This is a genomic window from Ralstonia condita, from assembly GCF_958405655.1.
GTDB lineage: Bacteria > Pseudomonadota > Gammaproteobacteria > Burkholderiales > Burkholderiaceae > Ralstonia > Ralstonia condita.
In genome coordinates, this window is sequence record NZ_CATYWO010000005.1 from 95,805 (window position 1) to 120,262 (window position 24,458).

Annotated in this window: 25 protein-coding genes and 1 tRNA gene; 6 read left to right on the plus strand and 20 right to left on the minus strand. The window is 64.3% G+C overall.

What is annotated here, in order from left to right; translation table 11 throughout:
• Nucleotides 1–46: 46 nt before the first annotated feature.
• The 6 genes from R2N03_RS16225 to R2N03_RS16250 form a co-directional block, all read right to left on the minus strand.
• On the minus strand, nt 47–673 hold the full coding sequence (locus tag R2N03_RS16225; RefSeq protein WP_316658734.1) for a 50S ribosomal protein L25/general stress protein Ctc: 627 nt from the start codon (nt 671–673) through the stop codon (nt 47–49).
• Between the two features lie 152 nt (nt 674–825).
• Nucleotides 826–1,776 (minus strand): ribose-phosphate pyrophosphokinase, encoded by a 951-nt coding sequence (locus tag R2N03_RS16230; protein ID WP_316658736.1) that lies wholly within the window; start codon nt 1,774–1,776, stop codon nt 826–828.
• Nucleotides 1,777–1,856: 80 nt separating this feature from the next.
• Nucleotides 1,857–1,933 (minus strand) — tRNA-Gln (locus tag R2N03_RS16235).
• 50 nt (nt 1,934–1,983) lie between these two features.
• Nucleotides 1,984–2,853 carry a 4-(cytidine 5'-diphospho)-2-C-methyl-D-erythritol kinase gene (ispE, locus tag R2N03_RS16240; protein WP_316658737.1) on the minus strand — a complete coding sequence of 290 codons (870 nt, stop codon included), beginning with the start codon at nt 2,851–2,853 and terminating at the stop codon, nt 1,984–1,986.
• A 19-nt stretch (nt 2,854–2,872) separates the two neighbouring features.
• Nucleotides 2,873–3,484: a lipoprotein insertase outer membrane protein LolB gene (gene lolB / locus R2N03_RS16245; RefSeq protein ID WP_316658740.1), complete on the minus strand. Its 612-nt coding sequence runs from the start codon at nt 3,482–3,484 to the stop codon at nt 2,873–2,875.
• Nucleotides 3,484–5,427: a tetratricopeptide repeat protein gene (locus R2N03_RS16250; RefSeq protein ID WP_316658743.1), complete on the minus strand. Its 1,944-nt coding sequence runs from the start codon at nt 5,425–5,427 to the stop codon at nt 3,484–3,486. The genes lolB and R2N03_RS16250 overlap by 1 nt, the downstream gene beginning before the upstream one ends.
• 101 nt (nt 5,428–5,528) lie before the next feature.
• On the opposite strand from R2N03_RS16250, the gene mutM reads away from it, so the two are divergent.
• From mutM to mutY, 3 genes are all read left to right on the plus strand, one after another.
• Nucleotides 5,529–6,392, plus strand: coding sequence for a bifunctional DNA-formamidopyrimidine glycosylase/DNA-(apurinic or apyrimidinic site) lyase (mutM, locus tag R2N03_RS16255; RefSeq protein ID WP_316658745.1), 864 nt, complete (start codon nt 5,529–5,531; stop codon nt 6,390–6,392).
• A 274-nt stretch (nt 6,393–6,666) separates the two neighbouring features.
• A complete protein-coding gene (locus R2N03_RS16260) occupies nt 6,667–8,610 on the plus strand; it encodes a dynamin family protein (protein ID WP_316658746.1) in 1,944 nt (647 codons plus the stop codon).
• 103 nt (nt 8,611–8,713) lie between these two features.
• Nucleotides 8,714–9,862 carry an A/G-specific adenine glycosylase gene (gene mutY, locus R2N03_RS16265; protein ID WP_316658747.1) on the plus strand — a complete coding sequence of 383 codons (1,149 nt, stop codon included), beginning with the start codon at nt 8,714–8,716 and terminating at the stop codon, nt 9,860–9,862.
• Between the two features lie 19 nt (nt 9,863–9,881).
• Here the strand turns inward: mutY and R2N03_RS16270 are convergent, their stop codons facing one another.
• The 12 genes from R2N03_RS16270 to R2N03_RS16325 form a co-directional block, all read right to left on the minus strand.
• A complete protein-coding gene (locus R2N03_RS16270; protein ID WP_316658975.1) occupies nt 9,882–10,535 on the minus strand; it encodes an LON peptidase substrate-binding domain-containing protein in 654 nt (217 codons plus the stop codon).
• A gap of 85 nt (nt 10,536–10,620) precedes the next feature.
• On the minus strand, nt 10,621–11,511 hold the full coding sequence (gene rapZ, locus R2N03_RS16275) for an RNase adapter RapZ (protein ID WP_316658749.1): 891 nt from the start codon (nt 11,509–11,511) through the stop codon (nt 10,621–10,623).
• 93 nt (nt 11,512–11,604) lie between these two features.
• Nucleotides 11,605–11,955, minus strand: a complete 351-nt coding sequence (locus R2N03_RS16280) for a PsiF family protein (RefSeq protein WP_316658751.1) — start codon at nt 11,953–11,955, stop codon at nt 11,605–11,607.
• Nucleotides 11,956–12,139: 184 nt separating this feature from the next.
• Nucleotides 12,140–13,114, minus strand: coding sequence for an HPr(Ser) kinase/phosphatase (gene hprK / locus R2N03_RS16285; protein WP_316658753.1), 975 nt, complete (start codon nt 13,112–13,114; stop codon nt 12,140–12,142).
• A gap of 63 nt (nt 13,115–13,177) precedes the next feature.
• Nucleotides 13,178–13,633, minus strand: coding sequence for a PTS IIA-like nitrogen regulatory protein PtsN (gene ptsN, locus R2N03_RS16290; protein ID WP_004633390.1), 456 nt, complete (start codon nt 13,631–13,633; stop codon nt 13,178–13,180).
• Nucleotides 13,634–13,982: 349 nt separating this feature from the next.
• Nucleotides 13,983–14,336 carry a ribosome hibernation-promoting factor, HPF/YfiA family gene (gene hpf, locus R2N03_RS16295; RefSeq protein ID WP_316658761.1) on the minus strand — a complete coding sequence of 118 codons (354 nt, stop codon included), beginning with the start codon at nt 14,334–14,336 and terminating at the stop codon, nt 13,983–13,985.
• Between the two features lie 51 nt (nt 14,337–14,387).
• Nucleotides 14,388–15,887, minus strand: coding sequence for an RNA polymerase factor sigma-54 (locus R2N03_RS16300; RefSeq protein ID WP_316658764.1), 1,500 nt, complete (start codon nt 15,885–15,887; stop codon nt 14,388–14,390).
• 96 nt (nt 15,888–15,983) lie between these two features.
• Nucleotides 15,984–16,772: an LPS export ABC transporter ATP-binding protein gene (gene lptB, locus R2N03_RS16305; protein WP_316658765.1), complete on the minus strand. Its 789-nt coding sequence runs from the start codon at nt 16,770–16,772 to the stop codon at nt 15,984–15,986.
• Nucleotides 16,773–16,806: 34 nt separating this feature from the next.
• Entirely contained in the window at nt 16,807–17,397 is a 591-nt protein-coding gene (lptA, locus tag R2N03_RS16310; protein ID WP_316658766.1) for a lipopolysaccharide transport periplasmic protein LptA, read from the minus strand.
• A 64-nt stretch (nt 17,398–17,461) separates the two neighbouring features.
• Entirely contained in the window at nt 17,462–18,094 is a 633-nt protein-coding gene (lptC, locus tag R2N03_RS16315) for an LPS export ABC transporter periplasmic protein LptC (RefSeq protein ID WP_316658769.1), read from the minus strand.
• A gap of 4 nt (nt 18,095–18,098) precedes the next feature.
• Complete coding sequence (locus tag R2N03_RS16320) at nt 18,099–18,683, minus strand: KdsC family phosphatase (RefSeq protein WP_316658772.1); 585 nt, start codon at nt 18,681–18,683, stop codon at nt 18,099–18,101.
• A gap of 10 nt (nt 18,684–18,693) precedes the next feature.
• Entirely contained in the window at nt 18,694–19,677 is a 984-nt protein-coding gene (locus R2N03_RS16325) for a KpsF/GutQ family sugar-phosphate isomerase (RefSeq protein ID WP_316658773.1), read from the minus strand.
• Nucleotides 19,678–19,980: 303 nt separating this feature from the next.
• On the opposite strand from R2N03_RS16325, the gene R2N03_RS16330 reads away from it, so the two are divergent.
• Nucleotides 19,981–21,960 carry a cation:proton antiporter domain-containing protein gene (locus R2N03_RS16330; RefSeq protein WP_316658775.1) on the plus strand — a complete coding sequence of 660 codons (1,980 nt, stop codon included), beginning with the start codon at nt 19,981–19,983 and terminating at the stop codon, nt 21,958–21,960.
• Between the two features lie 18 nt (nt 21,961–21,978).
• Here the strand turns inward: R2N03_RS16330 and R2N03_RS16335 are convergent, their stop codons facing one another.
• Together R2N03_RS16335 and R2N03_RS16340 are read right to left on the minus strand one after the other, a co-directional pair.
• A complete protein-coding gene (locus R2N03_RS16335) occupies nt 21,979–22,383 on the minus strand; it encodes a ribbon-helix-helix domain-containing protein (RefSeq protein WP_316658776.1) in 405 nt (134 codons plus the stop codon).
• 41 nt (nt 22,384–22,424) lie between these two features.
• Nucleotides 22,425–23,003, minus strand: a complete 579-nt coding sequence (locus tag R2N03_RS16340) for a DJ-1/PfpI family protein (RefSeq protein ID WP_316658777.1) — start codon at nt 23,001–23,003, stop codon at nt 22,425–22,427.
• Nucleotides 23,004–23,113: 110 nt separating this feature from the next.
• On the opposite strand from R2N03_RS16340, the gene R2N03_RS16345 reads away from it, so the two are divergent.
• On the plus strand, nt 23,114–23,719 hold the full coding sequence (locus R2N03_RS16345; protein WP_316658778.1) for an adenine phosphoribosyltransferase: 606 nt from the start codon (nt 23,114–23,116) through the stop codon (nt 23,717–23,719).
• Between the two features lie 113 nt (nt 23,720–23,832).
• Nucleotides 23,833–24,453, plus strand: a complete 621-nt coding sequence (locus R2N03_RS16350; protein WP_316658779.1) for a LysE family translocator — start codon at nt 23,833–23,835, stop codon at nt 24,451–24,453.
• Nucleotides 24,454–24,458: the final 5 nt, after the last annotated feature.

Consider the following 24,458-nt stretch of genomic DNA (forward strand, 5'->3'; position numbering starts at 1 on the left):
GGCGGGCTTTTTTTTGCCGTGCCCGAGGGCACGACGATGCGGCAACTTAGGCTGCCGGCTTGTCTTCGCCTGCGGCAGCAGCGCCTTCTTCGGCGGCAGCGGACTTCTCGCCAGCCGGCACGCTGATGTTGGCAACAGCCGGGTTCTCATCGCCACCGTGGGTGAGGATGGTCACGCCCTTCGGCAGCTTCAGGTCGGCGATGTGCAGGGTCTGGCCGATTTCCAGGTTGCCCAGGTCCACCTCGATGAACTCCGGCAGGTCGGCCGGCAGGCACGACACTTCAACGTCGTTCAGGATGTGGTTCACGATGCCGTGGCCCAGCTTCACGCCAGGAGCGCTTTCCTGGTTCATGAAGTGCAGGGGCACCTTCACGTGGATCTTTTCCTTGGCCGACACGCGTTGGAAATCGACGTGCAGAACCAGTTGCTTGAACGGGTGCAGTTGGAAGTCGCGCAGCAGCGCCTTTTCCACCGTGCCGGCCACTTCGATGTCGAGGATCGACGAATGGAAGGCTTCCTTTTTGAGCGCGTGGTACAGCGCGTTGTGATCGAGTTCGATCAGCTTCGGCTCAGCACCGCCACCGTAAATGATGGCCGGGGTCTTGCCGGCATTGCGCAGGCGGCGGCTCGCACCAGTGCCCTGAACGCTACGCTCGAAAGCGACTACTTTCATGATTGCTCCAAACGAAAAAGACGACTCGCGACCAAGCCGTCTGGTGAACGGGGCACCATATTGCGCCCCGCAGACATCGCAGAAGTGCCGATTAGTCGACGTTTTCTGCGGTAAAGCCTTGAATTATAACAGTAAGCCGCTTGGGTGCCGAATCATTCAGCAAACAGCGACATGATCGAGTCACCGCGCACGATGCGGGTGAAGGTCTCAGCCAACAGGGGGGCCGTCGACAGTTGACGGATCTTGCCGCACTTGATGGCGTCTTCACGCAGCGGGATGGTGTCGGTCACGACGACTTCGTCCAGCGCCGAATCGGCGATGCGGGCGGCCGCGCCACCCGACAGCACGGGGTGCGTACAGTACGAGAACACTTGCTTGGCACCGCGCTCCTTGAGCACCTGGGCCGCTTTGCACAGCGTACCGCCGGTGTCGATCATGTCATCCATGATCACGCAGTTGCGGCCGTCAACTTCACCGATGATGTTCATCACCTCGGCCACGTTGGCCTTCGGACGGCGCTTGTCGATGATCGCCAGATCCACACCGAGTTGCTTGGCGAGCGCACGTGCGCGCACCACGCCGCCGACATCCGGCGACACCACCAGCAGGTTGTCGTAGTTCTTCTTACGCAGGTCCTCGAGCAGGATCGGCGACGCATAGATGTTGTCGACCGGGATATCGAAGAAGCCCTGGATCTGGTCGGCGTGGAGGTCCATCGTCAGCACGCGCTCGACGCCGGCGACTTCCAGCATGTTGGCCACGACCTTGGCCGAGATGGCTACCCGCGCCGAACGGGGGCGGCGGTCCTGGCGGGCATAGCCGAAGTAAGGGATGGCAGCCGTGATGCGACGGGCGGATGCGCGCTTGAGCGCATCGACCATGACCATCAGTTCCATCAGGTTGTCGTTGGTCGGGGCGCAGGTGGATTGCAGGATGAACACGTGCTTGCCGCGCACATTTTCCTGGATCTCGACCTGGACTTCTCCATCGGAGAATCGGCCGACGAGGGCCTTGCCCAGCGGAATGCCTAAGTGCTTGACGACAGCTTCTGCGAGTTTCGGGTTGGCGTTGCCGGTAAAAACCATCAAGCCTTCGCTGCTCATCGGGGCACCTGTTTTGACTTCAGACGCGCCGGCCGGCTAAGGCGCCAACCGGGCTATTGCTGGGAACATGAGGAAGAAAATGGCAGGGGCGGAAGGATTCGAACCTACGCATGCCGGAATCAAAATCCGGTGCCTTAACCAGCTTGGCGACGCCCCTACACAACCTATCGGTTACCGCCTCCATTGCAGAAGCGATAACTGCAAACCTTACACAGCAAATCTTGCGAGCGGGTGATGCGCCAGACCTGCCGCACACCGACCTTCCCATTCGGAAGGCATCTGATCCGCCACCGCTTGCGCATGCTCAACGTTGTCGAACGGAGCAAACACGCAGGCACCGGATCCGGTCATTCTTGCCAAAGGACTGGATTGACGCAGCCAGGCAAGTGCTCGGGCGATTTCGCCGTATTTCCTTTCCGCCACCGCTTGCAGGTCGTTGCGACCGTAAGCGAAAACAATTTGTTGGTCAGGAAAGTCCGTAATTATGGTGAGCGGCGTATCGCGTGTCAACCCTTCATCCGAAAAAATTGCAGGGGTGGGCACATGCACGCGCGGGTTGATGACGACGAATGTGGCAGGCGGCAGCGTGACAGGGGTCAGCGCTTCGCCGATGCCCTCCGCGAAGGCGTTCTGGCCGAAGACAAAGAACGGCACATCGGCGCCGAGCTTCAACCCGAGTGCCATCAGTTGCGTGCGCGGCAGGTCGAGTCCCCACAGGCGGTTGAGCGCGAGCAGGGTGGTGGCCGCGTCGGACGAGCCGCCACCGATGCCACCGCCCATCGGGAGGCGCTTGTCGATGGCGATGTCGACGCCGTAGGTGCAGCCCGTCTCGGCCTGCAGCAGGCGCGCGGCGCGAATCACGAGATCGTCTTCGGCCGGTACGCCGGCAATGTCGGTGGTGCGCACGAGGCGGCCGTCCGTGCGGCGCCCGAAATGCAGGGTGTCGCACCAGTCGATCAACTGGAAGACCGTCTGCAAGAGGTGGTAACCGTCAGCCCGGCGGCCAACGACGTGAAGGAACAGGTTGAGCTTGGCAGGCGCGGGGCAGTCGCGCAGCTCGACAGGCGTGGAAGACATGGCGGCAGTGATGACGGTGTCAGGGGTCCAGCACGAGCCGCACCGAGAGCGGGCCTTGGCTGCCCTGGGGGCGGTCGAGATCGAGCCGGCGGATGTGCGCGTCGGTGGAGGCATCATCTGTCCAGGCGACGTAGTGCACCGTCCAGCCATTCTGCTCGATGGTCTCGGGGCGCGATTGCGCGTCGCGTTCCACTCGGGCCGGAGTGCCGGGGGCAGGACGGGCACGCAGCCAGTCCCGCAAACCGGACACCGGCAGCGAGAAGCCCAGCGCGTCCTGCATGAGGGCGTCGACTTCGGGAGCGCGTTGCGGGGCCCGGTTCGGCAATTCGAGCGTGGCGCCTTGCTGGCTCTGGCTGACCACGGCCATCGTCTGGCCAAGCGGTGACATCAGTTCCAGCTGCACGTCGGTGCCCCGCTCGCGCCAAAGGAAGCTGCCCACCACGCTCTGCTCGGCATTGCCCTGCATGTAGCGGGCCGAGAAGCGCCCCTGGTAGCGAGTGATGGCGGTGTCGCCATCCTGCGCGCCGGCAAACAGATCATTGGCCGGCCGCACGGTCGCGCACCCGGCAAACACCGCGCAACTTGCACCCAGCACCGCCGCGCGCAAGGCACGGGAAACCCACTGCGTCATCAGTTCGCGCTCACGGGGGCATTGGGGAGCGGTTGGCCGAAACGCTGCAGCGTTGCACGAAGCGTGGCGTCATTGACATCGAGCTTGGCCGCCTCCGTCCAGATCTTGCGCGCATCGTCCTGCTTGCCTGCCTGCCACAGCACTTCGCCCAGGTGCGCGCCGATCTCGGCCTGCGGGGCGGCCGCCCATGCCTTGCGGAGGATGTCCGTGGCCGCAGGCAGGTCGCCGCGTCGGTATTTGACCCAGCCCAGGCTGTCGGCGATGTAAGGGTCTTCCGGCGCCAGCGAGACAGCCTTCTCCAGCAGCTCCTGCGCCTCCTGGAGGCGGACGTTACGATCGGCCAGCGAGTACCCAAGTGCGTTGTAGCCGATGGCCTGTCCCGGGCGCAGGTCGATTACCTTGCGCAACAGCGTTTCCATGTTGTCGTAGTGGCCATCGTGCTCCTCTAGCATGGCCAACTGGTACGTATATTCAACGTTGTCCGGGTCGTTCTGCAGCAGTTCGTTGACCCGGGCGCGGGCGCGGCCATAGGCTTTGGCGTCCATCAGCATGCCGATCTCGGCCTGGCGGATGCCATCCATCAGGGCCTGGCGGCGCGGACCGTCGGGAATGTCTTCTGCGTCCGCGACGAGCTCGTCGAAGGTCTGTTGTGCCTCGTCGATGCGGCGCAGCTTGCCGAGCAACTGACCGCGCTTGATGCCGGCCGCCAGCGCGGTCTGGCCGTCGGCTTCGCCGTTGGCTGATCCGGTGATCTTGTCCACCCAGGCCAGCGCGCCGGCGTAATCACGTTTCTCTTCGGCCAGCTGTGCGAGACCCTGATAGCCAGGTTCCGGGCTCAATGAAGGGGACTTGGCCGTGGCCGCGACGTACTCCTTCAGATAGCGCTCAGCCGTGTCGTACTGATGCTGCTGCAGGTTCAGCAGGCCCAGCGCGAGCGTGATCCGCGCGTCGTTGGGTGCAATCTTCTTGAGTGCTTCGAATTCGGCGCGGGCCTTGTCCTGCTGATTGCGCACGAGGTACAGGCGCGCAAGCGCAAGGTGGCCGTCGAGGGAGGCCGGCGCCGCTTTCAGGAACGTACGCAGGCCCGCAATGGCGGCGTCAGGATCGTTGTCCGCGCGCAGTTCGGCCGCAAGAACGGCCGCATCTTCGTAGCCGGGGCGCAATTTGAGCGCCGTGTCCAATTCGGCCAGCGCACCCGGCGCGTCCTTGGCTGCCACCTTGGCTCGGGCCAGCGCCAAGTGTGTCTCGGGACGCTGCATGTCATGGGCGGCGAGATGCTGCAGCGCCGTCACGGCACCGGCAGGGTCTGTACTCTTGGACATCTGCTGCTGCAACTGGAGCAGGGCATCCGCACGCTGCCCCGGCGAAACCTTGTTCAACTGCGCCTGCAGCATGGGCTCGACTTCAGACCACTTGCCAGTCGCCACCAGCAGGAGCTGCTGCACCTGGCGCGCAGGCATGGATGTCGGTGACAGTTCGACCCACGTCCGCGCGGCGGTCAATGCTTGCGTGGGGGAGCGGGTCAGGAAGGCGATTTCAGTGGCGCGCTGGGCGAATCGGGGGTCCCGCGTGTCCTGTGCGAGGTCGAGGTACGTGCGATAGGCTGGCTCGACCAGGCCGCGCTGCAGCGAGATTTCCGATGCGAGTACGCGGTACATGATGTCTGCCGTGAGTGCGACCGCCGGCAAGTCGGTGCGCTCGGTATTCAAAAGGCTTCGTTGCGGGCGCGAGCGCTCGAGCTGCACGGCCGCACGGGTGCCGGTGCCGCCCTCCTGCCCGACCTGGGCAAACTGCCCTCCCGCCGGGGCGCTGGCCGACGTTGCCGCCCACACAGGCAAGCCTGCAAGTCCTCCTGCGACCAGCGAGGCGAGCAGGATTGCTCGGCTACGCGGGAATCGCCGCGGGCGTTGCGTCGCAGGCGAATGGGAGTGGGCGTGGGGCATGGCTAAGAAGCTCCGGTAAGCGTTCGGGGAATTGTAGCCTGACCGCTACAATCGTCCGCATCTGTCAAAAAGATTGGAGCGTCACATGCGACGGAGGTTCGATGCCTGAACTGCCGGAGGTGGAAGTCACCCGTCTGGGTCTGTTACCGCATATCACGGGGCGACGTATCGTGCGCGCGGTGGTGCGCCACCACGGCCTGCGCTGGCCGGTCGACCCCGCATTGCCAGCGCTGCTCAAAGGTCTGACCGTCACGCGCCTGCTGCGCCGGGGCAAATATCTGCTCATCGAATGCATGCCGGATGATGGTGCGGCTGGGGGTAGCGGCGGCTGGCTGCTGATCCACCTGGGCATGACCGGGACGCTGCGCGTGCTGGAAGCCCCCAGACCTGCGGAGCCGCACGATCATATCGACATTGAACTGGCGGCTGCCACCGGCGCGCCGGTCACGCTGCGGTATCGCGATCCGCGCAGGTTCGGTGCGGTGCTGTGGCATCCGGGCGACGAGGCCGGCTTGGCCGAGCACCCGCTGCTGCGCAACCTCGGCATCGAGCCGTTCGACCCCCGCTTCGACGGCGACTGGATGTACAGCCGCACGCGCGGGCGCCGCGTTGCCATCAAGCCCGCGCTGCTGGCCGGTGACATTGTCGTGGGCGTGGGCAACATTTACTGCTCGGAAAGCCTGTTCCGCGCCGGTATACGGCCCACCACAGCTGCCGGCCGCGTCAGCCGGCCCCGCTATGCGGCGCTGGCCAATGCCATTCGCGCCACGCTGGCCGACGCCATCGCGCGCGGGGGCAGCACGCTACGCGATTTTGTCAGTTCGGATGGGAAGAGCGGCTATTTCCAGCTCGAAGCCTTTGTATACGACCGGGCAGGCCTGCCATGCCGCGTGTGCGGCACCCCGATCCGCCAGATCGTCCAGGGTCAGCGCTCGACTTTCTACTGCCCGACCTGCCAGCGCTGAGGCGTGCGGCGCGGCACCCGCAGGCGACTGCTGGAGCGATTTGCCCGCCAATTCGCAATCTTTTCGAAGTGGGGTGTCCGGCTGCCGATGGCATCCCGCAACACTTGCTCGGCCGGCCCCCGCAAGTCGGTGGAAAGTTCCACCGGTTCTGGGCCGTTCCCTGTATCGTTTCACCTAAATTTGTGCATTTCTGTGCCGTTATGGGGCATAAGCCATCGGCCTTGGCGATGCCGGGAAAGCGCGTTTTCGGGGCGCGCGAAAAAAATCTAGAACGATGAACAACACACTGAGCACACAGTTCGAGCAGTACAGCGCCTGGCGCGCTTCGGTACTGCAGTCGGTGGGGGATTTCCAGGACTGGCTGCAAGCGCAGGAGCTGTACGACGCGCAAGCGGACATGCGCGCCCAGCGCATCCGTGGCGTGCTGCGCAGCGACAAGCTCAAGGTCGCCTTCATCGCCGAGTTTTCCCGCGGCAAGAGCGAGTTGATCAATGCGATCTTCTTTGCAGACTTTGGCCGCCGCATCCTGCCGTCGTCGGCGGGCCGGACCACGATGTGTCCGACCGAGCTGATGTATGACGAAAGCTATCCGCCGTCGATCCGTCTGCTGCCGATCGAGACGCGCCTGCATGATGCGTCGACGGCCGATTTTCGCGATGCGGGCAGCCACTGGCTGTCGGTGCCGCTCGATCCGTCTTCGCCCGAGGGGATGCTCGAAGCGTTCCGCCACGTGGTGGAAACCGTGCGCGTGCCCAAGGAAGAAGCCGAGCAGTTGGGCCTCTATAACGACGCCGATCCGGACGCCGCGTTTTCGGTGGATGCCGCGGGCACGGTCGAAGTGTCGAAGTGGCGCCACGCGATCATCAACTTCCCGCACCCGATGCTCAAGCAGGGGCTGGTGATCCTGGATACGCCGGGTCTGAACGCGATTGGTACGGAACCGGAGCTGACGCTGCGCCTGATTCCCGATGCGCACGTCGTCGTGTTTGTGCTGGCGGCCGACGCGGGCGTGACCAAGAGCGATCTCGAACTGTGGCGCTCGCACGTGGGCGGGGGGCAGCGCAAGGGCTGCATCGCCGTGCTCAACAAGGTCGACGGTCTGTGGGACCCGCTCAAGACCGAGCGCGAAATCGAGAACGAAGTCAGCCGACAGATCATGACCACCGCGCAGGTGCTCGATATCGACGTCGAGCGCGTGTACCCGGTATCAGCCCAGAAGGGGCTGCTGGCCAAGGTCAGCCATGACCATGAACTGCTGGTCAAGAGCCGGTTGCCGGAGCTGGAGTCGGTGCTGTCGGATCAACTGATTCCGCAGCGACGCGAGATCGTGACCGAGCAGGTTCAGTTGGCGGTCAAGGACATGGCAGCAGGCGCGCAGCAGCTGCTGCAGATGCGCCGTCGCGACATCGTCGAGCAGTTGTTCGAACTGCGCGGCCTGCGCGGCAAGAACCACACGATGGTCAAGCACATGCTGATGCGCGTGCAGGGCGAGAAGGAAGAGTTCGAGCAGAGCATCGCCAAGTTCCAGGCGCTGCGCACGGTGTTCGGCCGCCACAGCGCGGAGATCATCAAGAGCGTGCAGCTCAAGCAGATCCGCTCGACGATGCGCGAGGCGCGCGAGAAGATGAAGGAGCGCGTGTTTTCGCGCGGCCTGCGTGACGACATGGACAAGCTGTTCGCGCATCTGACGGGCCTGGTGCGCGACGCCGCAAACCGGATCGACCAACTGCACCAGATGGTCGACGGCATGTACAAGAAGTTCAATGCCGAGCACGGCTTCACGCTGTCGCCGCCGCTGCGCTTTTTGGGTACGCGCTACGATGCCGATCTGAAAGAAACGCTGATGCTTGCGCACAACCACTTCGGCGCATTCAGCTTCTTGACGCGCCCGAAGCCGCAGCTTGTGCACGGCGCGTTCTCGACGGTGGCCAGCCGCGTGCTGGATACCTTCCAGGACATGAACCGCGACATCGAGATCTGGCTGAAGTCGGTCATGACGCCGCTCGAAGCGCAGGTGCGCGATCACCAGAAGCAACTGCGCAAGCGCGTGGATTCGATCGAGCGCATCCACGAGGCGACCGACACGCTGGAGGCGCGCATTGCCGAGCTTGAGGCGTTGCTCAATACGCTCGATGAGCGCAGCGGCACGATCGCCCAATATACCGATCGCATCCTCGCAGCCGGCACGATCCTGGAAGCCCAGTCGGCTGCGGCCTGAGGCGCGTCACTGCCCACGGAGAAGGCGCCTGCGGGCGCCTTTTTCGTTCTGGTAGGATCGCCGCCAGCGGGCTTCTCCCGTGCATCGTTCCTTTCCCACACGCATGACCGCCATTCCTCGCCGCACGCGCCGCACCGAGCGGCCCACCCCCGTCTTGCCGACACTTCCCGACGATTTCGCCGTACGGGTGATTGCCTGGCAGCAGCGTTACGGCCGTCACCATCTGCCCTGGCAGAACACGGGTGATGCCTATCGCACGTGGCTATCGGAAATCATGTTGCAGCAGACCCAGGTCAGCGCGGTGCTGGGCTACTACGCTCGCTTCATCGAGCGCTTTCCGACTGTGCAGGCGCTGGCGGCGGCCCCTGCCGATGACGTGATGGCAGCATGGGCTGGCCTGGGTTATTACACGCGTGCGCGCAATCTGCATCGCTGCGCGCAGATCGTGGTGGCGGAGCATGGTGGCGTCTTCCCGCGCGACCCCGACGTCCTGACTACCCTCCCGGGCATCGGGCGCTCGACCGCCGCAGCCATCGCCGCGTTTTCATATGGCGTGCGTGCGGCGATTCTCGATGGCAACGTCAAGCGCGTATTCGCGCGTGCGTTTGGCATCGACGGTTTCCCGGGCGACAAGCCTGTCGAAGAAACGATGTGGCGCATCGCAGAGGCCGTACTTCCACCGGCTGGCGGTATTCAGCCGTACACGCAGGGTTTGATGGATCTTGGGGCTACCGTCTGCACGCGGGGCAGGCCCGCCTGCCTGACCGGCGAGCGCGCCTGCCCGCTTGAATCGCTATGCGAGGCGCGCAGGACCGATCGCGTCATGGAACTGCCCCTGCCTCGTCCGCGCAAGGCCGTACCCGAACGCGCCGCGACGGTGATGATGGCGCTGCATGATCATGCCGTGCTGTTGCACCGACGCCCACAGCGTGGCATCTGGGGCGGGCTGTGGTCGCTGCCGCTCGTCGGAGACATGGACGACGCGCTCAACGCGCATCCGAAGGATGCTGCTACTGTGCGCGATGCGGCGCAGACCTACGGTACAGTCGGGGCGGTGGAGCCAGCCGGTGAGCTGACGCACACCTTCACCCACTTTCGCTTGCACATGCACCTGCTGCGTGTGGACATGACCGAGCCGGCGGCGCTTGAAGATGACTGGCGCTGGGTGTCGCTCACGCAGCTCGGTACCGTCGGGCTGCCGGCGCCCGTAAAGCTGGCCCTCGAGACGCTGCTACAGCCGAGCCTGGTCTAGACTCGGCGCGGCCGCGGCATCACAGGATGTGATGCTGCTTCATATAGCGATGGACGATCTCGATGCGCATGCCGGCATCCATCAGTTCCATCAGTTTCTGTTTGGCCTTGAGCGGGACCGGCAGCAATTCGCACAGCCGGTTGGCCACCCAGCTGGGACTGTTCCAGTCATAGGGCTCGGCCATGGGCACGTTGCCGTCTTCTCGCGCGCCCAATGTAGCAACGATGCGGCGCAGCGCACCGACGCAATCGTCGAAGAGTTCGCTCTTGCAGTCCTCCACGTCGCCGCCCATGGGCTCGACCGTACCGCGCATCAGGCCATCCGGGGTCGTATCGAACGACAGGACCTTGAAACGCTGCGTGCCGCGCACCTTGATCATCAGCAGGCCAAGCTGCTCCATGTCGCATTCGACGATGTGGGCGATGCAGCCCACGTCCACCGGCACGGTTGGCGCGTCGACTGTTGCTACTTCATTGCCACGCTCGATCAGGCAAACGCCGAAGGGCGTCTGGTCGCGCAGACAGGCGCGGATCATGTCGATATAGCGGGCTTCGAAAATCCGCAGCGGCAGCAGACCGCCCGGAAACAGCACCGTGTGCAGCGGAAAGAGCGGCAGCTCCGTGGGGAGTGGCGGCAGTGGCGAAAACCGCGAGAGAGCGATGTCTTCTTGCATGAGCGGACCGGTCGGCTTCAAGACTTTCGCATGGCGCCGCGAGCCGTTCTGCTCAGAACGCTGCCCGGCGCCCATGGCGCGCGGTTCAGCCGTCTACGGCCAATTCGCGGTGGCGGACCAACACATTACCATGCGCACGGAAGTACGTGGCGAGGCGTTCGGCGATGTACACGGAACGATGCTGGCCGCCCGTGCACCCAATCGCAACGGTGAGGTAGCTACGGTTGTCGGCAATGAAACTGGGTAGCCACTTTTCTACATAGGCGCGGATGTCTTCTGCCATGGCCAGCACCATCGGTTGACTCTGCAGGAAGTCGATAACGGGCTGGTCACGCCCGGTGAGCGGGCGCAGTTGCGTGTCGTAGTACGGGTTGGGCAGCGAACGCACGTCGAAGACGAGGTCGGCGTCGGTCGGTACGCCATGCTTGAAGCCGAACGATTCGAACATCAGCGTGATGTCGTGCGGTTCGTCGCTGATGAATTCCTTGATGTACGCGCGCAGGGCGTTGGTGCGCAGCGTGCTGGTGTCGATGCGATGTGCCGGATCAGCCAGTGGGCTGAGCAGCTCACGCTCCATCTCGATGGCTTCGATGAGCGACGTGTCCACGCCCTTGGCATCGGTGGGCACTGGCGCTATGTCGGGTCTTCCATTGCGGATCGACAGCGGGTGACGGCGACGCGTTTCGGAATAACGCTGCACCAGGGCATTGGTGCTTGCCGTCAGGAACAGCATGCGCACGTCGTGTTCCTTGCGCAGCGCGGTAATGGTCTCGGGCACCTTCCGCAGCGATTCGCGGCTACGGATGTCGGTGGCGACGCCCAGGTGCGTGTAGCCCTGGTCCGCAAGATAGCGCGCCAGTTCTGGAAGAAACTGCGCGGGCAGGTTGTCGACGCAGTAGTAGCCCGCGTCTTCCAGCACGTTCAGGGCGACCGATTTCCCTGAGCCGGACATACCGGTGATGAGAATAATGCGCATGGCGCGAGGATAGCATCCCTCTGTGGCAAACCAGCGACCAAACAAAAAGGCGGCCGGAGTGGCCGCCTTCCTGGTACCGGGTCCGGCGCAGGCTCAGTTCTTGTTCGAGAGGCAGTCCTTCATGAACGCCTTGCGTTCGTCGCCCTTCTTGCCGGAAGCATCCTTGTTACACATCTTCATGCGCTCTTTCGGGTCGGCAGGCTTGGCGGCCATTGGCTTGTCCGACAGGCAGCTCTTCATGAACGCCTTGCGCTCGTCGCCTTTCTTGCCGGCGGCGTCCATGTTGCACTGCTTCATCTTGTCTTGCTGTGAATTCTTGGCTGCCGGGGCTGCCGGGGCTGCGGCAGGCGCGGCCGGCGCGGCGGCAGGGGCGCTGCCTTGGGCAAAGGCCTGGCCGGCGAGGAACGGGAGCGCCAGGGCGCAAGCGGCAATCAGTTGTTTCATCGTGGTTTCTCCTTGGGTACCAACAGATGAGCGGGCGGATCCGTTGCCGCGCTCGCAATGAACGGCGCCGCGTGCGTGGCCGGCGCATTCCCATCCACAACGGCGACGCCGCATGCTGGGTTGACGTTTCACAACGAAAACTAGGGTAAAACCCGTCCGATTGCGAAACTTTGTAACGGCTTTGTTAAAGCAAGCGACCTTGTGGCGAGTGCGAAGCGGCTTCGGCCTGCATGGCAGCACGTTGGCGGTCCATGAAGTCGCGCAGCGTGTCGATGCCACGCAGACGAAGGATCGTGTTGCGAACGGCCGCCTCGACAAGGACGGCCAGGTTGCGGCCGGCTGCCACCTGGATCTTCACCATGTGGATCGGCAAACCCAGCACATCGAGGTATTGGGAGTCGAGCGGCAGGCGTTCGAACTCGCCGTCGTTGCGGCGGACGAGCTGGACGATCAGCTTGATCTTCATCTTTCGGCGCACTGCCGTCTCACCGAAGATCGTCTTGATGTCGAGCAGGCCCAGGCCCCGCACTTCCAGCAGATTCTGCAGCAGCGGCGGGCAGCGGCCTTCGATGAAGTCCGGTCCCAGGCGGACGAAGTCGACCGCATCGTCGGCGACCAGGCCGTGACCGCGCGAAATCAGCTCCAGACCCAATTCGCTCTTGCCCAGGCCGGAATCGCCCATGATGAGCACGCCCATGCCGAGGATGTCGAGAAACACGCCGTGCATCGTCACGCGCGGCGCGGAGATGCGCGACAGATACAAGCGCAGATGGTCGATGACCGCAGCCGACGAAATCGGCGACGTAAACAGCGGCGTGGAGGAGCGCGTGCAGCGCAGTTCCAGGTCGGGCGGCGGATCGACGCCATCGGCCACCACCAGGAACGGCGGCTCGAGCAGGATCAATTCGCCCATCTGGCGCTTGCGGTTCTCCTCGGACAGGCGCTGGTAGTAAGTAATCTCGGGCTTGCCGAGCACCTGGATGCGGTTCGGGTGGATGAGGTTCAAGTGCCCGACGAGATCCGCCGCGGAGGTCGCCTCCTTGGCAAAATCGAGGTCGAACGCGCGGTCTGCGCCTTCCAGGCCGGCGACCCACGACAGCTTCAGGTCGGCTGCGTTGTCGTCAAAGATCGATTGGGCGGTAACGCCGGTCAGTTCCATAGCAGGGCGGGGCGGGCGGTGGACGATCGCAATCGGTTGCGCAGGGCACCGACCGCGCCAGGGTCAAGGCCGCCAGTCGGTCAAGAGCTGGTGAATCGCCTCGGGCGACGGCAGGGTGGCGAGGCCTTCGCGCATGTCACGGTCGGACAGCAACTGGGCGATTTCGGACAGGATTTCCAGATGCTGCTGCGTGGCCTGTTCGGGCACCAGCAGGAAGATCAGCAACGAAACGGGCTTGCCGTCGGGGGACTCGAACGGCACCGGTTCGGACAGACGCATGAAAGCCGCCAGCGGTTGCTTCAGGCCTTTGATGCGGCCGTGCGGAATCGCCACCCCGGCGCCCAGCCCCGTTGAGCCGAGCGATTCGCGTGCGAACAGATTGTCGGTGACGACGGCGCGCGCCACGCCGTGATTGTTCTCGAACAGCAGGCCGGCCTGTTCGAACACCCGCTTCTTGCTGGTTACGCTGACGTCCAGAGCAATATTCCCGGGCGGCAACAGTTTGGCCAAGCGATTCATGTGCAATGCGTGAAATGAGCGGCGTCCTTCTGCACCAAGTTGGCGCGCGGACAATCGGGCCATTATAGACCACGCGTCACGCGGCTTTGTGCGACGCACCAGCGGTGCGGCGCGCAGGGCAGAGAGGCGAATCCCCCAGGGGCTGTGATCGGCCGGTGCGGGCGAACGTCGCCTGCGCATCGACCCTGTTTTTGCCGGCATCGCGCGAAGATGCGCGCCACGCCAAGCATTCATACTTTCGTCAGATTTTAGCCCGACTTAATTCGGATGCAATCGGAATCGTGGGGAATGCACCACGACATAAAAAAACCGCGCCATCCGAGGGCGCGGTTGCATGTGGTGCCGTTGCCTATTGCTGCATCTGCACGGCCTGCAAGGCCTGGTGCTTCAAGCTGTCGCGATCGTGTCCCTGCACGCGGTCCTTGTATTTGATGACCTGTCGATCCAGTTTGTCGACGAGCAGATCGATGGCCGCATAAAGATCTTCATGGTGTGATTCGACGAAGACATCCTTTCCCTTGAGGTGCAGGTTGATTTCCGCGTACTGGCGGCGGTCCTTCTCCTTGTGGTTATCGACCGATAGCAAGACGCTGACGCCAATCACCTGATCGAAGTGCCTGATCACACGCTCCAGTTTCGTTTCCACGTACTCACGCAATGGCGGCGTGATATCCAGGTGGTGTCCACTGAGTTTGAAGTTCATAGCGGTTCTCCTTCTCACGGATGGGCCGCACCGGAACTGCCCGCGATGCGGCTATAAGGACTTGCGCAGATTCACTGCAGGGATCTTGAGGGCTTCGCGGTACTTGGCCACCGTCCGACGGGCCACCACGAATCCTTGTTCGCCTAACAGCTCGGCAATTCTGCTATCGGACAGAGGATTCTTCGGGTCTTCGGCTCCTACAAGTTGCTTGATGAGCGCGCGTATCGCAGTGGACGATGCGGCTCCGCCGGTTTCCGTCGATACATGGCTGCCGAAGAAGTACTTCAGCTCGAACGTCCCCATCGGGGTCGCCATGTATTTGTTGGTTGTCACACGGGAGATCGTGGACTCGTGTAGACCCAGTGTATCGGCTATTTCCCGCAAAACCAAGGGGCGCATGGCGATTTCGCCGTGCGTGAAAAAGCTCTTTTGACGCTCGACAATGGCTTGCGAGACACGCAGGATCGTGTCGAAGCGCTGCTGGATGTTCTTGATCAGCCAACGCGCTTCCTGCAGCTTCTGCTGCAGATTGGCGGCGCCGGCCTCGCCGCGGCTGCCGCGCAGGATCTGCGCGTACATGTCGTTGATGCGCAGGCGCGGCATGACCTCGGGATTCAGTTGCGCCATCCAGCCGGCCGCCGTTTTGCGCACGACCACGTCGGGTACGACGAAGTCAGCTTCGGCGCGGCCGAAGGCATGGCCGGGGAACGGCGCCAGAGACCGGATGAGTTCATGCGCAGCCTTCAGTGCGGGCTCGTCGACGGACAGCGCTTTCTTCAGCCGCGTGTAGTCGCGCGCGGCCAGCAGCTCAAGATGTTGATTGACGATGACGAGCGGCAGCGCTTTTGCGGGTGAGTCGAGGCGCTGCAGCTGCAGCGTCAGGCATTCGGCGGCCGAGCGCGCACCGATCCCTGGTGGATCGAAGCTCTGCAGCATGCGAAGTGCGGCTTGCAGTTCATCGAGTTCGATCTCGAGTTCGGCGGGCAGGTCGGTGAGGATCTCATCCAGCGTGGCCGAGAGATAGCCCTCGTCATCGAGCGACTCGACCAGGAAGATCACCAGGCCCTTGTCGCGCATCGAAAGCTTGAGCGGCGCGAGTTGTTCCATGAGGAATTCGCGCAACGTCGGCTCGGCTTCACGCAATTGCATGGGGGCGCGGTCGTCTTCGTCCGATTGAGGCTTGCGGGCGAAATCGTCGAGGCTCCAGTCGGACCGGTCGGAGCCATAGTCGGTGTCGAAATCTGCGCCGTTTTCGTAGCTGGTATCGGGGGCGTCGCTGCTCTCGGTACCGTTGGACGCAGGCTGTGGCGATTCGGTGGATGGCGGCGTGGCGCTGTTGCTTTGCAGCGCGTTGATCGAGCCGTCCGCGCCAATCCGCGCAGAGGTGTCGAGCCACTCGTTTTCGCGCTCCAGCAGCGGGTTCTCGGTCAGCGCCTGCTCGACTTCCTGTTGCAGTTCGATGGTGGATAGCTGCAGCAGACGGATGGACTGCTGCAACTGCGGCGTGAGCGCCAGATGCTGAGAGAGGCGGAGCTGGAGCGACTGTTTCATGCGGGCTATTCTATGCCCAACAGTCGCTCGATGGAACGGATTTTGCTTGATGGTGCGGCTTCGCCACGTCCCGACTGCGTAGACGCGGCGTGCGGCTTACATCCGGAAGTTGTCGCCCAGATACACCTTGCGTACCTCCTCGTTTTCGACGATCTGCGCGGGGCTGCCGGCGGCCAGCACCGTCCCCTCGCTGATGATGTAGGCGTGATCGCAGATGCCCAGGGTTTCGCGCACGTTGTGGTCGGTGATCAGCACGCCGATGTTGCGTTCTTTCAGGAAGCTGACGATGCGCTGGATTTCGCCCACGGCGATCGGATCGACACCTGCAAACGGTTCATCAAGCAGGATGAAGCGCGGCGACGAGGCCAGCGCACGGGCGATTTCCACGCGGCGGCGTTCTCCCCCCGAAAGCGACAGCGCGGGGTTGTCGCGCAGGTGCGCGATCTGCAGATCGTCGAGCAGCGCATCCAGGCGCCGGTTGACTTCGGCTTGCGTGAGTTTCTTTCCGTCCTGCTCCTGCAACTCGAGCACGGCGCGGATGTTTTCCTGCACGTTGAGCTTGCGGAACACCGAGGCTTCCTGCGGCAGGTACGACAGGCCCATGCGCGCGCGCTGGTGGATCGGCAGGCGGCTGATGTGCTCACCGTCGAGCACGATGTCGCCGGCATCCAGCGCCACCAGACCCACGATCATATAGAACGAGGTGGTCTTGCCGGCGCCGTTCGGGCCGAGCAGACCCACCACTTCGCCGCTCTTCACATCGAGCGATACATCTTTCACCACCGTGCGCGTGCCATAGCGCTTCTTCAGGTGGCGGACGACCAGCGTGCTGGAGGTCGTAGCCTGCGGCGCGACGGTTTTGGGAGCGAGGGTGGTGGCAGACATAGGCAATCAGGAAACGCGGACGTGGCGGAACGAATCAGGGCTTGGCTGCCGGAGCCGATGCAGCAGGCGCAGCCGGTGTGCTCGTGCGGGGGGCGAGCACGGCGCGCACACGCCCCGACGGATTGGCGGCAGTGGTGTTCTCCGCGCCGCCCGATGCGGTGTAGAACTCCTTCTGGCCGTCGTAAGTAATGACCGCGCCACGGATCTCGTCGAGTTGCGTCGCACCCTGCAGGCGCTCCATGCGTGCCCGGCTGATCAGCTTGGAAATCTCCTGCTTGCCGTCGTACTCGATCCGCTCGCCCCAGCCTTGGATGTATTCGTCGACGTTGTCGCGCTTCTGGCGGATGAAGGCGAGGTTACCAGGCTTGGAGGTCGCCACGGCGTAGTTGTAGCCCTCAGGGTCCGTGCGCAGATCCGCTTCATCGGAGCGCAGCACCATGGTGCCCTTGGTCAGCACCACGTTGCCCGTCAGGTGATAGACCTGCTTCAGATCGTCGTAGCTGGCATTGTCGGCTTCGAGCACCAGCGGCTTGTCGCGGTCGGCGCGCTCGGCGTGTGCGGACAGGGCCGGAAGCAGCAGCGCGGCGGCGAGGGCAAAGCCGGCGGCACGGAAAGTGTGGGTCATGGAGGTCACGTCGAAGAGGGGCGCGGTCGGTAGGCGGGATAGTGCGATAGGGTCGGGTCGAACGTTACGGCTTCGGCGCCCCCAGCCCTTCGATCCGGCCGCGCACGTTGCCCAGCAATTGTACTTGGCGCGTCACGTTATTGAAGACGAGGCCGTTGGCGTTCATGATCGACGGCCCGCGGTGCAGTTCGACCGGTTTGTCGGTGCGCACGATGTCGTCGTTGAGCAGCACCTGGAAGTACGTCGAGTCGGCCGTCATCAGCGGATCCTGGCGCGGGTCCAGGCCTTGCGCGCGGATGACCTTGGCGTTGTTGTACAGATCGATGATGGTGCCTTCGCCGTTCATCTTTCCCAGATCTGCCCGGGCCGTGACCTGCGGTCGGTCGGGCGCATAGACGCGCAGCGCCGGATACGTGACGTCGTAAGTGAGGTCGTCCTCGTAGTGGTTCATGTGGACGCCGGTAAAGCGGTATTTGGTGGTGCCAGTCTCGTCCAGCGCCGTGGCCGAGATGCCGTCCATCGTGTAATCGGCGACGTGGCGCTTGGGCTGATTGGCGGTGGCATCGGTCTGCGGCGTGTTGACCTGAACGAGCAGGAACGTGACACCGCAAACGATCGCCATCAGCAGGATCGGCAGCCCGCGCAGCATGACTTGCAGCGCGGTGGAGACGAGGCGTTGAGAGCGTTCGCTGGCCATGAGGTCAGAAGGGTTGCGGAGCCTGCAGCAGTTGCGCGAGCAGGGCGTCATAGGCGCCCTGGGCCTTGAGGATGAGGTCTGCGACCTCACGCACGGCGCCGCGTCCTCCGGTCGCCTGGGCGACATAGTGGGCACGGTGGCGCAGTTCAACGTGGGCCTGAGCCGGACAGGCGGCAAAGCCGACCTGTGCCATCACCGGCAGATCGGGCCAGTCGTCGCCCATGTAGCCGGCGTCCAGCGCCTGCAGGCCGGTGGCGCCGAGCAGATGGGCAAACGCCTCGCGCTTGTCTGCCACGCCTTGGTACAGATGATCGATGCCGAGTTCCCCTGCGCGCCAGGCCACGATCTCGGATTCGCGCCCGGTGATGATGGCAGGCGTGACGCCCGCCTGCGCCAGCAGCTTGATGCCGTGGCCGTCGAGGGTGTCGAAGGCCTTGCTGATCTCGCCCTCGGGCCCGACCAGCAGGCGGCCGTTGGTCAGCACCCCATCAACGTCGAACACCATCAGACGCACGCGGGCGGCGCGTTCCATCGCCTGCGGAAAGCGGGCGTCGATGTTGCTGTGGACGGTGGAGTCGGGGGTGGGCATGAGCGGAATCTCAGATGACCTTGGCGCGCGTCAGATCGTGGATGTGCAAGGCGCCTACCAGCATGCCGGCGGCATCGACCACCAGGAGCTGGTTGATGCGATGCGTTTCCATCACTTCGACCGCTTCGACGGCGAGTTGGTCCGGCCCCACGGCGCGCGGGTTGCGGTGCATCACCTCGGCAATCGGTACGGTACGCCAGTCGCGCGGGGTTTCCAGCAGGCGGCGCAGGTCGCCGTCGGTGAAGACGCCCACGGCACGGCCGTCGGCGTCGACCACCGCCGTCATCGCCATGCCCTTGCGGGTGATTTCCATCAGGGCCTGCGACAGCGGCGTGTCTTCCATCACGCGCGGGATGGCGTCACCGGCGCGCATGACGTCGCGCACATGCGTGAGGAGCTTGCGACCGAGCGATCCGCCCGGGTGCGAGCGGGCGAAGTCTTCGGCGCCGAAGCCGCGTGCATCGAGCACCGCCACGGCGAGCGCGTCACCCAACGCGATCTGCGCGGTCGTGCTGGCAGTGGGCGCGAGGTTCAGCGGGCAGGCTTCGACGTCGACGTGGGAGTTGAGTACCACGTCGGCATGCTTGCCGAGCGAGGATTGCGGGTTGCCGGTCACGGCGATCAGCTTGGCGCCGAGCCGCTTGATGAGCGGCAGGATGGCGTTCAGCTCCGACACCTCGCCGGAATTGGAAAAGCCGATGAAGACGTCGTCGCGCGTGACCATGCCGAGATCGCCATGGCTGGCTTCGGCCGGATGCACGAAGAAAGCCGGCGTGCCGGTGGAGGCCAGCGTGGCCGCGATCTTGCGCGCAATGTGACCGGATTTGCCCATGCCCGAGACGACCACGCGCCCGGTGCAGCCGAGCACCATTTCGACCGCACGCGCGAAGTCGGCGGACACCTGGGATTTGAGGCCGAGCACGGCTTGCGCTTCGATGTCGAAGGTTTGCTGCGCCAGCGCAAGCGCTCGATCCGGATTGAAGTTCGCTATCATGGCGGCGAAGTATAACAACGATTGACACTCGTCCCCGGCCGCAAGCCACGCGTTGGGACGTGGCTTGCGGGGGAGCGGCGGAGCGTGCGGGCGCTCCGTTTTGCTGCGCCGCGGCAACCTGTCTTCCACCGACTTTTCCGCCCGTCGCCACGCCGCCAGATCATTCTGCGGCGTCTCGCGCACCGTGTTCTTCGCTGACACCCTGGCATTGGTCTTGCAATGCGGAGCGTGCTTCCTCCTGCACGCACCATCCTGATGCGGGGTGTCCGTCACCAACCTATTGGCACTGGCTTTACGCGCTGCATGCATTCGCCGCTGGAACTCGCCCTTGTTTTGCTGGCCGCCGCCGTGATCGGCGTGGTGGTGTTCCGCATGCTGCAACTGCCGCCGATGCTGGCCTATCTGGTGATGGGGGTGCTGATCGGCCCGAAGGCGACGGGACTGGAATCCGATTCGGCGCAGACGCGCTATCTGGCTGAATTCGGGGTGGTCTTCCTGATGTTTTCGATCGGGCTCGAGTTCAACCTTTCCAAGCTGCGCTCGATGCGGCGGCTGGTGTTGGGCCTCGGGGCATCGCAGGTCGTGCTGACCATGCTGCTGACGATTCCGGTGTCACTGTTGTTATCCCACTGGTATCCGCTGTCGTGGCAGGCAGGGTTGGCGCTGGGCGGCGCGCTTGCGATGTCGTCCACGGCCATCGTCTCGAAGATGCTGGCCGAGCGGCTGCAACTCGAGACCGAGCATGGCCGCAACATCATCAGCGTGCTGCTGTTCCAGGATCTCGCGGTGGTGCTGCTGCTGATCGTCGTGCCGTCGCTGGGCAAGAACCCGACAGACCTTGTGCTGGCGCTGTCGATCGCGGCCTTGAAAATCACCGTTGCGCTGGTGCTGATCCTGTTCCTGGGGCAGAAGCTACTGTCCCGCTGGTTTCACATGGTGGCGGCGCGCCGGTCGCAAGAGCTGTTCATGTTGAATCTGCTGCTTGTCACGCTGGGCATGGCTGCCCTGACCGAACGGCTGGGCCTGTCGATGGCGCTGGGCGCCTTCCTGGCCGGCATGCTGGTGTCGGAAACGCCCTACAGGCTGCAAGTGGAAGAAGATATCAAGCCGTTTCGCGACGTGCTGCTCGGGCTCTTCTTCGTGACGGTGGGCATGCTGCTGGACCCGCGCGTGGTGGTCGATCATTGGGTGCTGGTGTTGGTGCTGGTGATCGGCCCGGTACTGTTCAAGTTCGTGCTGATCGCGCTCTTGGCGCGTGCCTTTGGCTCGGGTGGAGGCGCCGCGATCCGGACGGCGCTGGGGCTGGCGCAGGCTGGCGAATTCGGCTTCGTGCTGCTCAATCAGATTGACGGGATGCGGCTGATCGATCCGGTGCTCGGACAGGCCATCCTGGCGGCGATGCTGCTCTCGATGCTGTTGGCGCCGTTCCTGATCCAGTACAGCGATGCGATTGCAATGCGGCTCTCGCGCACGGACTGGCTGATGCAATCCCTGGCAATGACGAAGATCGCCGCGCAGAGTATCGCCACCGAGCGTCACGTCATCATTTGCGGCTACGGCCGCAGCGGCCAGAACCTGGCGCACATGGTGGAGCAGGAGGGCATCGGCTATGTCGCACTCGATCTGGACCCCGACCGCGTGCGCGAGGCGGCGGCCGCGGGTGAGCACGTCGTCTACGGCGACGCGGCGCGGCGCGAGTCACTGGTGGCGGCGGGTATCCATCGCGCTGCGGCCGTCGCCATTACCTATGCGGACACCCCATCGGCGCTGAAGGTCCTGCACCACGTGCAGGCGCTTGAGCCGACGCTGCCGGTGATCGTGCGCACGATCGACGATGCCGACCTGGACCGCCTGCAGCAGGCTGGCGCCACCGAGGTCGTCCCGGAAATCATCGAAGGCAGCCTGATGCTGGCCTCGCACGCCCTGGTGCTGCTCGGTGTGCCGCTGCGTCGCGTGGTGCGGCGTGCCCAGGAGATGCGCGACGCCCGTTACAGTCTGCTGCGTGGCTACTTCCACGGCCAGGATGATGAGGAAGACATGCTCGAGCGCGATGCCGTGCGCCTGCATTCGGTGCCCCTGGCCGAGGGCTCGCCCGGGATCGGCCGCAAGCTCGGCACGATGGGGCTGGAGACGTTCAATACATCGGTGACGGCGATCCGCCGGCAGGGCATCCGCGCGATCGATCCGGATCCGGATACCGTCTTGGAGCAGGGGGACATCGTCGTGCTGCGCGGCACGCCCGAGGGCCTGCAGATGGCGGAGGAGCGCCTTTCCCCGCGTTGAGGCGCGCGTGCGCGGCGGCTACTTGGCCAGCGCCTCGAGGAGCGGCCCGCGTGATCGGCGCGGCGGCGGGGCATCCGCCATGCTCGACGGCAGCCCACTCAGTACGGCTGCGGCATCGAGCGAACGGATCGGCACACGCGTATCGGCGGGGATGCGGCCGCCCTGCTGCAGCATCAGGTAGCGCAGGCAGCAGACGCGCAGGAACGAGGCGAAGTTGGCCACTTCGCCATGCCGCTCGAACAGCTCGTCGTAGAGCTTGGTGATGAGTTGGTTCACCGTCAGACCATCGCGCTGGCCGATCTCTTCCAGCACCTCCCAGAACAGGCATTCGAGCCGCACGCTGGTCGCTACGCCGTGCAGGCGCAGCGAGCGTGCGAGGCTGTCGTACGAGTGGGGGTTGGCGCGGATGAAGATTTCGCACATGGCCGGGCTCCAGAAGGCGCCCGGCGAGCGGGCAACGCCGTCTAGTGTAGGACCCGCGTGCCCAGGACTTCAAGGAACTGCGCGAGCCACGCCGGATGTGCCGGCCAGGCGGGCGCTGTGACCAGCTTGCCATCGGTATGGGCCTGGTCGACCGCGATGTCCTTGAAGGTACCGCCGGCGGCGGTGACTTCCGGTCCACATGCTGGATAGGCGGAGCAGGCCCTGCCTTCCAGCACACCCGCGGCCGACAGCAACTGCGCGCCGTGGCAGATGGCGGCGATGGGTTTGTCGGCGCCGGCGAAGTGCCGCACGATCTCCAGCACGCGGGCGTTCAGGCGCAGATATTCGGGCGCGCGGCCGCCCGGGACCACAAGTGCGTCATAGCCCGCCGGGTCGACGTCGGCAAACGACGCGTTGAGGGTGAAGCGATGGCCCGGCTTCTCGGAGTAGGTCTGCGCACCCTCGAAGTCGTGCACGGCGGTCGCGACGGAATCGCCGGCACGCTTGTCCGGGCAGACGGCGTGCACCGTGTGACCGACCATCTGCAGCGCCTGGAAGGGCACCATGACTTCGTAGTCTTCAACGTAGTCGCCCACCAGCATCAGAATTTTCTTGGCCATCGCCGTGTCTCCTGTATGGTTTCGGTCTGGCCATTGTGGTTCGGTGTCTCGCGGCCCGGGTGGTAGCCCATTACCGCATGACGGCTTGTCCAGCTTCCTTGTCTTCTGCCATGACTCAAGTACCTCCTCCGGCGGCACCGCTGACGCCGTCGTCCGTTCCCGCCTCGACCGAACTGGGCGACGTGTCGCGCTACCTGCGTGACCGCATCCGCACCGTACCCGACTGGCCGCAGCCTGGGGTGATGTTCCGCGACATCACGCCGCTGCTGCAGGACCCGAAAAGCCTGCGCGTGCTGGTGGACGTATTCGTGCATCGCTACATGGGGCAAGGGCTGAATCTGGTGGCCGGCATCGACGCGCGCGGGTTCATCCTGGGATCGATCGTGGCGTATGAGCTCAATCTGGGTTTTGTGCCGATCCGCAAGAAGGGCAAGCTGCCGTTCACCACGGTGGCCGAGGAGTACATGCTCGAATACGGCAGCGCCACGGTGGAGATCCACGCTGACGCCTGCAAGCCCGGCGACCGCGTGCTGCTGATCGACGACCTGATTGCCACCGGCGGCACCATGATGGCCGGCAAGCGCCTGCTCGAACGCCTCGGGGCGACCGTGGTGGAGGGTGCGGCGATCGTCGACCTGCCTGAACTGGGCGGCTCGCGCCTGCTGATCGAAGGTGGGCTGCCGTTGTTTACGGTGTGCCGCTTCGACGGACACTGACCGGCCCCCGGGCCATTGCCGGCGGCGCATACGCCATGTGACAAAAATATGACGCTGCGCTGCTGCACGCAGTAGCATGCTTCCTTCCTTTTTCGTTTGGCAGGGAGACGCCGATGCCACATGTGCTGCTGTTTTTGCTCACCTCGATCGCCATGACGGTGATGCCTGGACCGGACAACCTCCAGGTCATCGCGCGTGGCGCGAGTCAGGGCCGCAAGGCGGGGCTGGCGGCGGCGGCCGGCTTTGCATCGGGTTGCCTGTTCCACACCACGCTGGCAGCGCTCGGGCTGGCAGCGGTGCTGCAGTCCTCGCCTGCCGCGTTCCAGGCCATTCGCTGGATGGGCGCCGCTTACCTCATCTGGCTGGGCATGCGGGCGTTACGCAGTCAAGGTGGCGTCGGCCCGAAGCATGCTGATCGACAGGCGGAACCCGACCTGTGGCAGGTGTTCCGCCAATGCGTACTGGCCAATGTGCTGAACCCGAAGGTCACGCTGTTCTTCGTGGTGTTCCTGCCGCAATTCGTCGATACGCAGGTCGGACATGTGGCCCTGCAGATGCTGTTGCTGGGCGCGATCTTCATGGCACAGACCATTGTCGTCTTCGGCATGTACGGCTGGTGTGCGGCAGCGCTGGGTGGCTGGATGCGTCGGACGCCGCGCGCTTCGTCCTGGCTCGACCGTGTCAGCGGCTGCATTTTTATCGGGCTGGGCGTGCGCGTGGCGCTGACCAAGTAAGCGCA

What these genes read in the sequence shown, in the direction of transcription:
- R2N03_RS16225 (WP_316658734.1), bottom strand. Translation starts at nt 673, where the DNA reads ATGAAAGTAGTCGCTTTCGAGCGTAGCGTTCAGGGCACTGGTGCGAGC.
- R2N03_RS16230 (WP_316658736.1), bottom strand. Translation starts at nt 1,776, where the DNA reads ATGAGCAGCGAAGGCTTGATGGTTTTTACCGGCAACGCCAACCCGAAA.
- ispE (WP_316658737.1), bottom strand. Translation starts at nt 2,853, where the DNA reads ATGTCTTCCACGCCTGTCGAGCTGCGCGACTGCCCCGCGCCTGCCAAG.
- lolB (WP_316658740.1), bottom strand. Translation starts at nt 3,484, where the DNA reads ATGACGCAGTGGGTTTCCCGTGCCTTGCGCGCGGCGGTGCTGGGTGCA.
- R2N03_RS16250 (WP_316658743.1), bottom strand. Translation starts at nt 5,427, where the DNA reads ATGCCCCACGCCCACTCCCATTCGCCTGCGACGCAACGCCCGCGGCGA.
- mutM (WP_316658745.1), top strand. Translation starts at nt 5,529, where the DNA reads ATGCCTGAACTGCCGGAGGTGGAAGTCACCCGTCTGGGTCTGTTACCG.
- R2N03_RS16260 (WP_316658746.1), top strand. Translation starts at nt 6,667, where the DNA reads ATGAACAACACACTGAGCACACAGTTCGAGCAGTACAGCGCCTGGCGC.
- mutY (WP_316658747.1), top strand. Translation starts at nt 8,714, where the DNA reads ATGACCGCCATTCCTCGCCGCACGCGCCGCACCGAGCGGCCCACCCCC.
- R2N03_RS16270 (WP_316658975.1), bottom strand. Translation starts at nt 10,535, where the DNA reads ATGCAAGAAGACATCGCTCTCTCGCGGTTTTCGCCACTGCCGCCACTC.
- rapZ (WP_316658749.1), bottom strand. Translation starts at nt 11,511, where the DNA reads ATGCGCATTATTCTCATCACCGGTATGTCCGGCTCAGGGAAATCGGTC.
- R2N03_RS16280 (WP_316658751.1), bottom strand. Translation starts at nt 11,955, where the DNA reads ATGAAACAACTGATTGCCGCTTGCGCCCTGGCGCTCCCGTTCCTCGCC.
- hprK (WP_316658753.1), bottom strand. Translation starts at nt 13,114, where the DNA reads ATGGAACTGACCGGCGTTACCGCCCAATCGATCTTTGACGACAACGCA.
- ptsN (WP_004633390.1), bottom strand. Translation starts at nt 13,633, where the DNA reads ATGAATCGCTTGGCCAAACTGTTGCCGCCCGGGAATATTGCTCTGGAC.
- hpf (WP_316658761.1), bottom strand. Translation starts at nt 14,336, where the DNA reads ATGAACTTCAAACTCAGTGGACACCACCTGGATATCACGCCGCCATTG.
- R2N03_RS16300 (WP_316658764.1), bottom strand. Translation starts at nt 15,887, where the DNA reads ATGAAACAGTCGCTCCAGCTCCGCCTCTCTCAGCATCTGGCGCTCACG.
- lptB (WP_316658765.1), bottom strand. Translation starts at nt 16,772, where the DNA reads ATGTCTGCCACCACCCTCGCTCCCAAAACCGTCGCGCCGCAGGCTACG.
- lptA (WP_316658766.1), bottom strand. Translation starts at nt 17,397, where the DNA reads ATGACCCACACTTTCCGTGCCGCCGGCTTTGCCCTCGCCGCCGCGCTG.
- lptC (WP_316658769.1), bottom strand. Translation starts at nt 18,094, where the DNA reads ATGGCCAGCGAACGCTCTCAACGCCTCGTCTCCACCGCGCTGCAAGTC.
- R2N03_RS16320 (WP_316658772.1), bottom strand. Translation starts at nt 18,683, where the DNA reads ATGCCCACCCCCGACTCCACCGTCCACAGCAACATCGACGCCCGCTTT.
- R2N03_RS16325 (WP_316658773.1), bottom strand. Translation starts at nt 19,677, where the DNA reads ATGATAGCGAACTTCAATCCGGATCGAGCGCTTGCGCTGGCGCAGCAA.
- R2N03_RS16330 (WP_316658775.1), top strand. Translation starts at nt 19,981, where the DNA reads ATGCATTCGCCGCTGGAACTCGCCCTTGTTTTGCTGGCCGCCGCCGTG.
- R2N03_RS16335 (WP_316658776.1), bottom strand. Translation starts at nt 22,383, where the DNA reads ATGTGCGAAATCTTCATCCGCGCCAACCCCCACTCGTACGACAGCCTC.
- R2N03_RS16340 (WP_316658777.1), bottom strand. Translation starts at nt 23,003, where the DNA reads ATGGCCAAGAAAATTCTGATGCTGGTGGGCGACTACGTTGAAGACTAC.
- R2N03_RS16345 (WP_316658778.1), top strand. Translation starts at nt 23,114, where the DNA reads ATGACTCAAGTACCTCCTCCGGCGGCACCGCTGACGCCGTCGTCCGTT.
- R2N03_RS16350 (WP_316658779.1), top strand. Translation starts at nt 23,833, where the DNA reads ATGCCACATGTGCTGCTGTTTTTGCTCACCTCGATCGCCATGACGGTG.